This window comes from Methylomonas sp. LW13 (genome assembly GCF_016865255.1).
GTDB lineage: Bacteria > Pseudomonadota > Gammaproteobacteria > Methylococcales > Methylomonadaceae > Methylomonas.
In genome coordinates this window covers 382,451-395,081 of the sequence record NZ_CP033381.1, presented here as the reverse complement: position 1 = coordinate 395,081, position 12,631 = coordinate 382,451, and the positions used below count along the sequence as shown (strand labels likewise).

Annotated in this window: 10 protein-coding genes; 9 read left to right on the top strand and 1 reads right to left on the bottom strand. The window is 52.0% G+C overall.

Translation table 11 applies throughout. The features are described from left to right. Positions 1 to 8: 8 nt before the first annotated feature. The 4 genes from JL719_RS01700 to JL719_RS01685 are packed head-to-tail and all read left to right on the top strand — an operon-like array spanning position 9 to position 2,805. Positions 9 to 590 carry a hypothetical protein gene (locus JL719_RS01700; RefSeq protein WP_033158488.1) on the top strand — a complete coding sequence of 194 codons (582 nt, stop codon included), beginning with the start codon at positions 9 to 11 and terminating at the stop codon, positions 588 to 590. Between the two features lie 29 nt (positions 591 to 619). Then, the gene (locus JL719_RS01695) at positions 620 to 1,192 is read left to right on the top strand and encodes a DedA family protein (RefSeq protein ID WP_033158487.1); all 573 of its coding nucleotides are present in this window, start codon (positions 620 to 622) and stop codon (positions 1,190 to 1,192) included. 3 nt (positions 1,193 to 1,195) lie between these two features. Continuing rightward, positions 1,196 to 2,047: an HvfB family MNIO-type RiPP peptide maturase gene (locus tag JL719_RS01690; protein ID WP_033158486.1), complete on the top strand. Its 852-nt coding sequence runs from the start codon at positions 1,196 to 1,198 to the stop codon at positions 2,045 to 2,047. Continuing rightward, positions 2,047 to 2,805 (top strand): HvfC family RiPP maturation protein, encoded by a 759-nt coding sequence (locus JL719_RS01685; RefSeq protein ID WP_033158485.1) that lies wholly within the window; start codon positions 2,047 to 2,049, stop codon positions 2,803 to 2,805. Before JL719_RS01690 ends, JL719_RS01685 begins: the two co-directional genes overlap by 1 nt. On the opposite strand, the gene JL719_RS01680 is transcribed toward JL719_RS01685, so the two are convergent. Further along, positions 2,783 to 3,118, bottom strand: coding sequence for an ASCH domain-containing protein (locus JL719_RS01680; protein ID WP_033158484.1), 336 nt, complete (start codon positions 3,116 to 3,118; stop codon positions 2,783 to 2,785). The genes JL719_RS01685 and JL719_RS01680 overlap by 23 nt on opposite strands. Before the next feature lie 264 nt (positions 3,119 to 3,382). Between JL719_RS01680 and JL719_RS01675 the strand changes: the two genes are divergently transcribed. The 5 genes from JL719_RS01675 (at position 3,383) to JL719_RS23930 (ending at position 12,382) form a co-directional block, all read left to right on the top strand. Continuing rightward, positions 3,383 to 4,465 carry a methyl-accepting chemotaxis protein gene (locus tag JL719_RS01675; RefSeq protein WP_225892975.1) on the top strand — a complete coding sequence of 361 codons (1,083 nt, stop codon included), beginning with the start codon at positions 3,383 to 3,385 and terminating at the stop codon, positions 4,463 to 4,465. A 12-nt stretch (positions 4,466 to 4,477) separates the two neighbouring features. Further along, a complete protein-coding gene (locus tag JL719_RS01670) occupies positions 4,478 to 4,846 on the top strand; it encodes a response regulator (protein ID WP_020484376.1) in 369 nt (122 codons plus the stop codon). An 80-nt stretch (positions 4,847 to 4,926) separates the two neighbouring features. Further along, positions 4,927 to 5,214 carry an STAS domain-containing protein gene (locus tag JL719_RS01665; RefSeq protein WP_033158482.1) on the top strand — a complete coding sequence of 96 codons (288 nt, stop codon included), beginning with the start codon at positions 4,927 to 4,929 and terminating at the stop codon, positions 5,212 to 5,214. A 12-nt stretch (positions 5,215 to 5,226) separates the two neighbouring features. Beyond that, positions 5,227 to 7,401: a chemotaxis protein CheA gene (locus JL719_RS01660; protein WP_033158481.1), complete on the top strand. Its 2,175-nt coding sequence runs from the start codon at positions 5,227 to 5,229 to the stop codon at positions 7,399 to 7,401. 43 nt (positions 7,402 to 7,444) lie between these two features. Beyond that, positions 7,445 to 12,382, top strand: coding sequence for a methyl-accepting chemotaxis protein (locus JL719_RS23930; protein WP_129871323.1), 4,938 nt, complete (start codon positions 7,445 to 7,447; stop codon positions 12,380 to 12,382). Positions 12,383 to 12,631: the final 249 nt, after the last annotated feature.

Sequence of the window (12,631 nt, the reverse complement as noted above, 5' to 3'; positions counted from 1 at the left end):
ATAAACGCATGAAAAAATTTAATAAATCTCCGCTGGCCGCTGCGATGGGCGGTGCGCTTTTGTCCGGCATGGCTGTCAACGCGCAGGCCGATGCCAACCCATTCGCCGTTTCCGAGTTGTCTAGCGGCTATATGCAAGTTGCGACGTCGCATGCAGAGCATTCAAACGGCAAAATCAGTCAGGGCGCGTGTGGCTCTAATGCAATGGACGGCAATGGCATCAAAAAAAGTGAAACCAAAAAAGCTGAAGCGAAAAAAACCGAAGGCTCATGCGGCGAAGGCATGTGCGGCGGCATGATGAGTGGCGGCAAAATGAAAAAAGGCATGGAAAGCGCTTGTGGCGCGATGATGAAGGGTAAGGAAGGCGCTTGCGGCATGGGCATGATGACCGGCGGCGGCATGATGAGTATGGGCAGCATGGGTGGCATGGATCACGGCGCCGACAAGCCTAAGAAAGCCGAAGAAGGCAGTTGCGGTGCCATGATGGGTGGTGACAAAAAAGCCGGCGAACATAGCTGCGGCGCCATGATGAAAAACGAAGAAGGTAGTTGCGGGAGCAAAATGGATGCAGACAAAGCAGCCAGCCATTAATTTCGATTCATCGCCAATAGACCGACACTATGGATTTTAATGATTTACAGCAGCTAGTTATCGATTACGGCTATTTAGCCTTGTTTATCGGTACGTATCTGGAAGGTGAAACCATTCTGGTCATCGCCGGCTTTTTAGCGCACGGCGGCTATTTGCAATTGGAATGGGTGATGCTGACGGCGTTTTTGGGTACCTTTGCCGGCGACCAGACCTTTTTCTATCTGGGCCGTTGGAAAGGCATCGCCTTTCTGGAGAAACGTCCGCTCTGGCATAGCAAAACCGACAAGGTTTTCGATTTGCTGCACAAGCATCAGATCCCGGTGATATTGGGATTTCGCTTTCTCTACGGCGTACGTAACGTCACGCCGTTTGTGATCGGGGCCAGCAAGATTCATCCCTTGAAGTTTTTCTTGCTGAATTTTCTCGGCGCCGGGATTTGGGCGATAGCCGTCGGTTATCTGGGCTACACCTTCGGCCAATTTGCCGAGTCCATCATGGGTCAGGTCAAAAAATACGAAATGTATATCCTGGGCGTATTGGTGGCGATTGGTTTAGCCTTATTCTGGCGTTCTACCCACAAACCGGAAACACCGGAAGAGTAAGTCATGGATAGCGTTCGCAATCTCGTTCACGGTGCCGGCTTAGGCTTACGGCGTTCGTTTTTGAGCGAGATTTTCGAGTCGCCGCTGGCCCATGTCGGCTTTTACGAAGTGGCGCCGGAAAACTGGATGACCATCGGTGGCAAGTTCGGCAAACAGTTTCGCGCCATGACCGAGCGTTTTGATTTTGTCTGTCATGGCCTGTCGCTGTCGATAGGTAGCAGCGATCCTCTCGACGAGCAATTCGTGCACGATTTGAAAGTGTTCATGCGCGAGCACGGGATCAAATTCTACAGCGAACACCTTAGCTATTGCAGCCATGGCGGGCATTTATACGATTTGATGCCGATGCCATTCACCGAAGATGCTGTCAAGCATGTTGCCGCGCGTATTCGCAGGGTGCAGGACATTCTGGAACAGCGCATGGCCATCGAAAACATTTCTTATTACGCCTCGCCGGGCCAGGAAATGGCCGAAATCGATTTTTTCAACGCGGTAGTCAGTGAAGCCGACTGCGATGTGCTGATCGACATCAACAATATCTACGTAAACAGCATCAATCATGGCTACGATGCCGAAGTCTTTCTGCGGGCCATGCCTGCCGAACGCATCGCTTACGCGCACATCGCCGGCCATTATGTGGAAGCAGAGGATTTTCTGGTCGATACCCACGGCGCGCCGGTGATCGATCCCGTCTGGACTTTGTTGGGCAAGGCTTACGAGCTGTTCGGCGTGTTCCCTACCCTGCTGGAGCGGGATTTCAACATTCCCTCCTTGCTTGAATTAAGCCAGGAAGTCGATACCATCCAAGCCATTCAGCAGCACTATGCGGCTGGTCGGCAAAAACAGGTAGCCTGATGGCTGCCGATTTTCAGGCTACCCAAAGCCAGTTTGCCGCGTATATTCGCGATCCGCAAAACAATCCGCCGCCGGCAGATGTCGAGCCGCGGCGTATGGCGATGTATCGGGAATTGTTTTTCAACAATATCGACAGTTTTATTGCCAGTAATTTTCCGGTATTGCGAGCCATCCTGAATGATGCGCAATGGCAGGAAATCACTCAGGATTTTTTTACCCGGCATCGCTGCGAAACACCCTATTTCTCGGAAATTGCCGAAGAGTTTTTAGCGTATTTACAAAACGAACGAAATAATCCGGACGATTATCCATTTCTGTTGGAATTGGCACATTACGAATGGGTGGAAATGGCTTTGTCGATTGCCAAGGACACACCAATATTGGGTGACAGCGATTTTCTGGATAAGTTGTTGCCGCGCAGCATCGCGTTATCGCCCTTGGCCTGGCCGTTACTTTACCGTTATCCGGTACAGGCAATAGGCCCCGGCTTTTTGCCGCTGGAACCGCCGGAGCAAACCACTTGCTTGATCGTTTACCGCGACAATCTCGACTGCGTGCATTTTCTGAAAACCACCGGTTTGACCATACGCTTGCTGCAAATTTTGCAGGATGAAGGGCCGATGACCGGCGAGCAGTGCTTGCAAGCGGTTGCCACGGAATTCCCGCAACTGGATAGCCAAGCCTTAATGGCCGCCGGCCCGCCGATGCTGCGGGAGCTGGCCGAGAAAGGTATTCTTATTCCGGCTGTTGCCGCTTAAAGCTATGCACCCAGACTAGTCCGTCCTCGTTCCACTCCATGCCGCTGTGCATTTTCAATATTAAATCCTTATACATTGCCAGATTCGGATAACCCTCCGCCCGGGCGTCCGCGTCGCTCATATCGCCTATTCTTTGGCGCTCCACGCTAGTTACTTCAAATACGACGTCTTCCAATACAAAGGTTTCGCCGGGGTAGGCATATAAACCGTCGCGGCGTTGCTGGGTTTTGTCGCCGGCCAGCGTTGCCGCCACTAATTTGGGGTGTCGGACCAAACGGTCGATGCTGCAAGATTTTTCGGGATATTCAGTCATGAAAGCGGATGTCCTTGTAGTACGGGATAAAACAGCTTGGCACTTTAAAAGCCTTAAACACGCATTGCAAGCGACTTCCGTTAGCAGTTTCGCAAATTAATCATAAGTTGTGGGACTAACCCTACATTTTGTCGGTAGCTTTCTAGATAAACCGAATTTTCCTGCCTATACTTTTTTCCACATTGAATTTCCAGGCCACTGAACCGAAATGATCGGCGGCAGAGGGCTGCGAAATCATAAAAAAACCAGGGAGATTACGCCAAAATGTCTATATTCCAATTTGCGGTAATGATTTGCGTTGCATTGATGTCGGCAGGAATAGCCGCTTGGGTGACCAAAAAACGCTGTGTTGCCGCTACGCAAAATACCTTGACTGACAAGGCCCCCGCCTTATCGGTAGCCGAAATAGAAAAATATATTTCCGGTCTGGATCGGTTTGCCGAGCAAGTCACGCCGGTATGGGCAGCACAAATCGATTCGACCCGGCAACAAATCGAGCAGGCGATTACGTTGTTGACTCAACGCTTTGCCGGGATTACCAATAATCTGGAAGCGGCTTTAAGATCCTCCCATTCCACTCTCGGTGGCAACGGCGAAGAAGTATTCGTAAACAGCAACACCAATTTGCAAAAAGTGGTGAGCTCCATGGATGCGGCATTGCAGGAAAATTTGGCGGTTTTGCAGAAAATTCGCTCCTTGGCGGGCTTTATTGATGAACTTAAGCAGATGGCCAAGGAAGTGGCGCGGATTGCCGAACAAACCAATCTGATTGCCTTAAACGCCGCTATCGAAGCGGCTCGGGCTGGCGAAGCAGGCCGCGGTTTTGCCGTGGTGGCGGACGAGGTTAGAAAGCTATCCAACTTGTCCGGTGAAACCGGTAAGCAGATCGGCTCCAAAGTCGAGCAAGTTAGCTCTGCTATTCAAACCGCGTTGCTAGCGGTGGAAAAAAGCGCGCAAAACGAGGCCGAAGCGGTCTCCGCTTGTAACAGCAATATTCAATCGGTAATGGATAACCTGCATGACGTGTTTACCAAATTGCAGGGCTATTCAAGCAACTTAAGCCATTCGGCGCAGGCCATAAAAGGTGAGATAGACGAATCCTTGGTGCATTTTCAATTTCAAGACCGGATCGGCCAAATTCTGCAACACGTCAAAGACAGCATTGCCGATTTCCCCAAACAGCTCAATCGCAGTCATGCCGGCGGTGTATTTGCGTTGCGGCCGATAGATGCGGACCACATTTTAAGCGGCTTGACCAGCACCTACACCATGGAATCCGAACACCACGCCCATGGTCATGGCAATCGGGCCGTTGAACCTCAAACACAAGAGATTACTTTTTTCTAGGATATTAAGCATATGGCAAAAACGATATTGGTAGTAGACGATGCGGCGTCGGTCCGTCAGGTAGTAGGTATTGCGCTGAAAGGCGCCGGTTATGAAGTAATAGAAGCGTGCGACGGCAAGGATGGGCTAAGTAAGCTCAACGGCCAGAAAATTCACCTCATCATATCCGATGTCAATATGCCGAATATGGACGGCATTACCTTCGTGAAGGAACTTAAACAGCTGCCGGCCTATAAATTTACCCCGGTCATTATGCTGACCACCGAATCCCAGGAAGGCAAAAAGCAGGAGGGCCAAGCTGCGGGCGCCAAAGCCTGGGTGGTCAAACCGTTTCAGCCGGCGCAAATGTTAGCGGCCGTTTCCAAGTTAATTTTGCCTTGATCGGAGTATGAACAGCGGTCGTTAATCCCGTTTCCGCCGATTCATATAAGTACCTCTGTCTATGTCTAGCGAGATCGTCCATGCCCAGCCTAACCATTAAAGACGAATTAACCATCTACAACGCGGCAGATCAGAAATCCAATCTGCTGATGTTTCTAACGGCTGGGGATGATTTGGAGATCAATCTTGCCAACGTCACCGAAATCGATACTGCCGGCCTACAGTTGTTGATTCTAATTAAACGCGAAGCCGCGCATTTGGGTAAGAGCTTGCGTTTCGTGATGCACAGCAAAGCCGTGTTGGATGTGCTGGAACTGGCAAATCTGACGGGCACTTTTGGCGATCAGGTCGTGCTGACCCAAAACTAAGGAGTATGCGAAATGAGTTTTGATGACCAAATGCGTGATGCGCTGAAGACTTTTGTGATTGAAAGTCTGGAGTTGTTGCAAGACATGGAAGACGGCTTACTCGGGCTGGAAGACGATCAAGATCCATCCGAACGGATTAACGCCATTTTCCGAGCCGCACATACCATTAAGGGGTCGGCGGGATTGTTCGGTCTGGATCATATCGTTGCCTTCACCCACGTGGTGGAAAGCGTGCTTGATACCTTGCGCGACGGAAAGTTGAGCGTTTCGCCGGAACTGGTCGCCATTCTGCTACCTTGCTGTGACCATATGATTGAACTGATTCAAGCGGTGGCCGACGGTGAAGTAAACGCCAACCCGGCGATGACCAATGCCGAACGACAATTACTAGATGGCTTGGAGTCTTTCTTGAAGCCTGAGCCCAAGCAGGCGATGACGACTGTGCAGCAAGCTAGCGAACCGCTCGAAGCCAGCGGTGGCGGCGTAATCGACAGCGGCAATTGGCATTTGTTTATTCAATTCGGCGAAAACTGTCTACGCGACGGTATGGATCCCTTGTCTTTCATCCGCTATTTGGCAACGCTAGGCGAGATTATGTCGCTGACTACTTTCAGTCATGCGATGCCGGATGCCGAAAGCATGGATCCCGAGAGCAGTTATCTGGGTTTTGAAATTGTCCTAAAAAGCGACGCAGACAAAGCCGCTATCGAAAGCGTGTTCGATTTTGTTCGCGAAGGCAGTTACATCCACATTTTGCCGCTGGAAGACAAAATCCCCTACTACGTCGAACTGATCAATTCGCTGGGCGAAGACAATGCCCAACTCGGCGAGCTGTTGCTGAAAAGCGGGGTCATTACCCAACGTGAACTACAAGAAGGCCTCAACGCGCAGCAGGCGCAAGTCCCGCAACCGAATACCCGCCTTGGCGAAATCTTGGTCGATCAACAAGTGGTACAGCAGCCGTTGGTGAATGCGGCACTGGAAAAGCAGCAGCAGATTAAAGACAACAAAGCCCGAGAAAACCAAACCATACGGGTAGACGCCGAGCGCTTGGACAAACTAATCGATGTGATAGGCGAACTGGTTATTTCGGGTGCGGGTGTCAATCTGCGTGCCTTACAGACCAGCGATTCCGCGCTATTGGAAGCCACCAGCGAAATGATGCGCTTGGTCGAAGAAGTGCGCGACGGTGCATTGCAACTGCGGATGGTGGCGATAGGTGCCACATTCAGCCGCTTCCAGCGAGTGGTGCGCGATGTCGGCAAAGAACTGGGCAAAGATATTGCCTTGGTCATTACCGGCGGCGACACCGAAGTGGATAAATCGGTTGTCGAAAAAATCGGCGATCCGCTGATGCACTTAGTCCGCAACGCCATGGACCACGGTATCGAGTCTGCCGAAGTCCGCGCCGCGCGCGGCAAACCCAGTCGCGGTGAGCTCAGATTAAACGCCTACCACGAGTCGGGCAGCATCGCCATAGAAGTTAGCGATGATGGCGGTGGTCTGGATCGTGATCGAATTTTGGCAAAAGCCATCGAAAAAGGTTTGGTGCAAGCCGACGCCAAACTAAGCGACCATGAAATTTACAGCTTGATTTTCGAACCCGGCTTTTCAACCGCCAGCCAAATCTCCAATCTGTCCGGGCGCGGTGTCGGCATGGATGTGGTCAAACGGAACGTGACCGATTTACGCGGCGACATCGAAGTTGAAAGCAGGCCGGGTCAAGGTTCCACTATCCGCATTCGTTTACCACTGACATTAGCCATCATTGATGGGTTTTTGGTGGGTGTAGGTAAATCGTCATACGTGATTCCTCTTGACCGGGTTGTCGAGTGTCTGGAGTTGTCCGGCGATTTGATTGACAGGGATTACATGGATTTGCGCGGCGAAGTGCTGCCTTTTATCCGCTTGCGCGATCTGTTCAACATCAGCGGAGATCAACCGCGCAGACCGAATGTCGTCGTGGTGCATGCAGCGGGTGTCAAGACGGGGCTAGTCGTTGATCGCTTAATCGGCGAGTTTCAGACAGTGATCAAGCCGCTTGGCAAGTTATTCGGACATGTGGAAGGGCTGGGAGGATCCACGATCTTGGGCAGTGGCGAAGTGGCGTTAATTTTGGATGTACCTGTCTTGGTGAGCGCCTTTGAACACAAGCTTCAGGGCAATATGCACTTGGCCCAGGCTTGAGCCCAATTGGAAAAAAGCCAATTACATACTATGGAAAATAGCCATGAGAAATAATCAACCCGTTACTGACGTCGAATTACACTTTTCCGAAGAAGACATTCTCACCTCTACCACCGATTTGAGTGGCTATATCACCAGCGTCAGCCCGGCTTTCATCAAGCTGAGTGGCTTCACTGAACAGGAGTTACTGGGGCAGCCGCACAACATTGTACGCCACCCGGATATGCCGGAAGAGGCCTATGAATGGATGTGGCGAACCATAGAGTCCGGCTGTACTTGGCGCGGATTGGTAAAAAACCGTTCCAAAAATGGCGATTTCTATTGGGTGGAAGCCAATGTCGCGCCAATTTACAACGAAGGCCAGATGATTGGTTACCGGTCTATCCGCTTCAAGCCAGCACGCAGCGAAGTTGATGCGGCGGCCGCGCTATATGCCGATATCAAAGCCGGTCGCGTTAAAAACCCCTTTAAAGAGGGAAAGATTTCTAGCGTATTTAGCAAAATTAAGCTCTGGCAAAAGTTTGTTGCCTTAGTGGTTCTGGCTATTGCTATGTTCGCAGTGCCAACCTACTTTTTGATAAATGACAATATCGCAGACAAGGATTTCGCATTAAAGGAAAAACAAGGTGTCGATTACTCTACGGAGACCATCAAACTGATGCAACTGGTGGTAGAGCACCGTGGCTTGAACGCGATGGTAATCGCCGGCAACACACAGGAAGCGAGCCGCCGGGAGGCGAAACGCAACGAAGTCAATCAGCAAATCGCCGGTATCTCCGCATTGGACGGACGGTTGGCAGAATTAAAGCTGACTTTGGCCTGGCAAGCGCTCAGGGAAAAATGGCAAGAGCTGGCGGCTTCGGCTAGCAAATTTGATGCACAAACCAATCTTGCAAAGCATGGCGAATTCATTAGTCAATTGCACGCTTTTAACCGCAAAGTGGCTGATGCATCGGGACTAGGATTGGATCCGGAAGCCGATACCTATTACGCTCAAGTGTTGGCAATCAGTTTATTTCCTGAGCTGTCCGAACAATTGGGTATGCTCAGAGGCGTGGGATCTCCGATTTTGCAGCGAAAAGCCGTGACTGTTGCAGAAGCCGCTTACCTGCGAGCATTAATCGCGAATGCTGAAGAAACCCTAGCGATGATGGACGAGAATATTCCCAAAATCGGCAGCATGAACCCCGCACTCCGCACGGATTTGCAAAAAGCCACCGCCTTAGCCAAGCAAGCACTGACCTTGACTGAAACGGAAATTTTACAACGCGGGCAACTTGAGCTTGCCGGCAGCGATTATTTCAACAGCTTGACGCAGGCTATCCAACAAAACTTCTCGTTAGCAGGCGGATTTAGCAAGTTGCTATATGCCGGTTTGGATGCCCGTTTGGCGCGATTAGGCGGCACTATCAACACTACGATGATAGTCGTGTCCTTGTTCTTGTTGGGTTTCCTGGCGATGAGTTGGTACATCGTCATGGGGGTGCTCCGCCCTGTCAATGCCATGATTCATGCCATGACCTTGTTCGGGCGCGGCCAAATGCCGCAAAACGATAGCCATAACTACGGCTTAGAATTCAATCAACTGAATGAGGGTGTCAAAGCCGCAGTATTTTCCGTGCAATCTTTGATTGCCGATGCCGTCATGCTGTCCCACTCAGCTGTAGAAGGACAGCTGTCCACCCGTGCAGATGCGACTAAACACCAGGGTGATTATCGAAAAATCGTCGTAGGTGTTAACGACACGCTGGAAGCCGTGATCGGCCCTTTGAACGTCGCCGCCGAGTACGTCGATAACATCTCTAAAGGCGCCATCCCGGCGAAAATCACCGACACCTACAACGGCGATTTCAACAACATCAAAAACAACCTGAACAACTGTATCGACGCGATCAGCAGCATGGTGGCCGAAGCCGCTGCGTTGGAAAAAGCCGCCATCGAAGGCCGCTTAGCCACCCGTGCCGACGCCAGCCAATACCAAGGCGATTACCGCAAGATTGTCGAAGGCGTCAACAACACCCTGGATGCGGTGATCGGACCTTTGAACGTCGCGGCCGAGTACGTGGACAACATCTCTAAAGGCGCGATCCCCACCAAAATCACCGACACCTACAACGGTGATTTCAACACCATCAAAAACAATCTGAACAACTGTATCGACGCGATTTCCAACATGGTGGCCGAAGCCACGAATCTGGAAAAAGCGGCGATTGAAGGCCGTCTGGCTACCCGTGCCGACGCCAGCCAATACCAAGGCGACTATCGGAAAATCGTCCAAGGCGTCAACAACACCCTGGACGCGGTGATCGGGCCCTTGAACGTCGCTGCCGAGTACGTCGACAACATCTCGCGCGGGGCGATTCCGGCGAAAATCACCGACACCTACAATGGCGATTTCAACACCATCAAAAACAATCTGAACAACTGTATCGATGCGATTTCCAGCATGGTGGCCGAAGCCGCTGCGCTGGAAAAAGCCGCCATCGAAGGCCGCTTAGCCACCCGCGCCGACGCCAGCCAATACCAAGGCGATTACCGCAAGATTGTCGAAGGCGTCAACAACACGCTGGACGCCGTGATTGGACCTTTGAACGTCGCGGCCGACTACGTGGACAACATCTCTAAAGGCGCGATCCCCGCCAAAATCACCGACACCTACAACGGTGATTTCAATGTCATCAAAAACAACCTGAACACCTGCATTGATGCGGTGAACGCCCTGGTGGCCGATGCCAATATGTTATCGACCGCTGCCGTCGAAGGTCGCTTGGCGACCCGCGCGGATGCCACGAAACACCAAGGCGATTTCCGCAAAATCGTCGAAGGGGTCAACAGCACGCTCGATGCGGTAATCGGGCCCTTGAACGTGGCCGCCGAGTACGTGGACAACATCTCGCGCGGGGCGATTCCGGCGAAAATCACCGACCACTACAACGGCGACTTCAACACCATCAAAAACAACCTGAACAACTGTATTGATGCGATTTCCAGCATGGTGGCCGAAGCGGTGGCCTTGGAAAAAGCCGCTATCGAAGGCCGCTTAGCCACCCGCGCCGACGCCAGCCAATACCAAGGTGACTACCGGAAAATCGTCCAAGGCGTCAATAACACCCTGGATGCGGTGATCGGACCCTTGAACGTGGCGGCCGAGTACGTGGACAACATCGCTAAAGGCGCGATCCCCGCCAAAATCACCGACACCTACAACGGCGATTTCAATGTCATCAAAAACAATCTGAACACCTGTATTGATGCGGTGAACGCCTTGGTGGCCGATGCCAATATGTTATCGACCGCTGCCGTCGAAGGGCGTTTGGCCACCCGCGCGGATGCCACTAAGCACCAAGGTGATTTCCGTAAGATTGTCGAGGGCGTGAATCTAACCCTGAATGCGGTGATCGGCCCGTTGAATGTGGCGGCTGACTATGTCGATAACATTTCCAAAGGCCACATTCCCGCCAAAATCACCGACACCTACAACGGTGATTTCAACACCATTAAAAACAACCTCAACACCTGTATCGATGCGGTCAATACGCTGGTGGCCGACGCCAATATGCTGGCCACCGCTGCGGTTGAGGGGCGCCTGCAAACCCGTGCCGACGCCAGCAAACACCAAGGCGACTTCCGCAAAATCGTCGAAGGCGTCAATGACACCCTGGATGGCGTGATCTTGCCGCTCAATGAAGCGGTCGAAGTACTGGCGTTGGTTGAACAAGGCGACCTAACCCGCAACGTGACCGGTAACTACCAAGGCCAGTTGGGTGAATTTAAAGACACCGTGAATAACACCGTCGCCAAACTCTCCCAAACCATTGCCGAGGTGATTTCCGCCGCGGATCAACTGGGTAATGCCTCCGAACAGATCAGTTCCACTTCGCAATCGCTGTCGCAAGCTGCCAGCGAACAAGCAGGCAGTGTCGAGATCACCAGTGCCAGCATTGAGGAAATGGCGGCCAGCATCAACCAGAATGCCGACAATGCCAAAGTCACCGACGGCATGGCCAGCAAAGCGGCTACCGAAGCCAGCCAAGGCGGTGAAGCGGTGAAACAGACCGTTGATGCCATGCGCGAGATTGCCAAAAAAATCGGCATCATCGACGACATCGCCTATCAGACCAACATGTTGGCCCTGAACGCGGCCATCGAAGCGGCCCGCGCCGGCGATCACGGCAAAGGCTTTGCGGTGGTGGCGGCAGAAGTGCGCAAGCTGGCCGAGCGCAGCCAAGTGGCGGCGCAGGAGATTGGCGAGTTAGCGGAAAACAGCGTCGAGACTGCGGAAAGTGCGGGCAAGCTGCTGGATGAAATCGTACCCAGCATAGCCAGAACCTCCGACTTGGTGCAAGAGATTGCCGCCGCGTCGCAAGAGCAATCGGCCGGTGTCAGCCAAGTCAACAATGCCATGAACCAGATGAATCAGATTACTCAGCAGAATGCATCCGCCAGCGAACAGTTGGCGGCTACTGCGGAAGAAATGATGGGGCAAACGGAACAACTACAAAGTTTGATGAGCTTTTTCAAAATCACCTCTTCCGGACATGCTGCTAGCCGCTCTGCAACCCAAACAACATCGCGTCGCTCAGAAAGTGCGAAACAGGCAAGTGCGAAAACCACAGAGGATGACGCCATTGACTTGGATGCCGCCATTCAAGCGCACAGCGAGTGGAAGGTGAAACTGCGCCGGGGTATCAGCCAACACGAGCACATGGATGCCGTCACCATTGGCCGGGACGATTGCTGCAAGTTGGGTAAATGGTTGCACGGTGGCGGTCAAAAGCAATACAAACATTTGTCGGGTTTTCAGGACTGTCTGCATAAACATGCGCAGTTTCATCGCGAAGCCGGAAAAGTGGCCGAGGTGATTAATAGTGGCCAATATGAAACCGCCGAGTCCTTGTTAGATGCGGGCAGCGCGTTTGCATTGGCCTCCAGCCAAGTCAGTGTTGCCATTGTGACGTTAAAAAAACAAGCACATTTATAAAATCGGAGCCATCTCAAGCTGGTTTTTATGAGCTAGAAAAAGCTGGTATCAACTTTTATTAACCCTGCCCTCAAATATCGTCGCTCCCGTGTAAGCGCAAACCCAGTTTTCACGCTGGACTTCAGCTTACGCGGGAATCACGGAATCAGGGAGTTTAAAGGCCTGGTTAATAATCTACTGGCGACTAAAAGGGAAGTTGGCAGCGTGGCGACTTGAAGTCCGCGCTTTTAGAGGATGCGGTACTTACGG

Bases quoted from the DNA above. Each gene is read 5' to 3' on its own strand.
- JL719_RS01700 (WP_033158488.1), top strand. From the start codon at position 9: ATGAAAAAATTTAATAAATCTCCGCTGGCCGCTGCGATGGGCGGTGCG.
- JL719_RS01695 (WP_033158487.1), top strand. From the start codon at position 620: ATGGATTTTAATGATTTACAGCAGCTAGTTATCGATTACGGCTATTTA.
- JL719_RS01690 (WP_033158486.1), top strand. From the start codon at position 1,196: ATGGATAGCGTTCGCAATCTCGTTCACGGTGCCGGCTTAGGCTTACGG.
- JL719_RS01685 (WP_033158485.1), top strand. From the start codon at position 2,047: ATGGCTGCCGATTTTCAGGCTACCCAAAGCCAGTTTGCCGCGTATATT.
- JL719_RS01680 (WP_033158484.1), bottom strand. From the start codon at position 3,118: ATGACTGAATATCCCGAAAAATCTTGCAGCATCGACCGTTTGGTCCGA.
- JL719_RS01675 (WP_225892975.1), top strand. From the start codon at position 3,383: ATGTCTATATTCCAATTTGCGGTAATGATTTGCGTTGCATTGATGTCG.
- JL719_RS01670 (WP_020484376.1), top strand. From the start codon at position 4,478: ATGGCAAAAACGATATTGGTAGTAGACGATGCGGCGTCGGTCCGTCAG.
- JL719_RS01665 (WP_033158482.1), top strand. From the start codon at position 4,927: ATGCCCAGCCTAACCATTAAAGACGAATTAACCATCTACAACGCGGCA.
- JL719_RS01660 (WP_033158481.1), top strand. From the start codon at position 5,227: ATGAGTTTTGATGACCAAATGCGTGATGCGCTGAAGACTTTTGTGATT.
- JL719_RS23930 (WP_129871323.1), top strand. From the start codon at position 7,445: ATGAGAAATAATCAACCCGTTACTGACGTCGAATTACACTTTTCCGAA.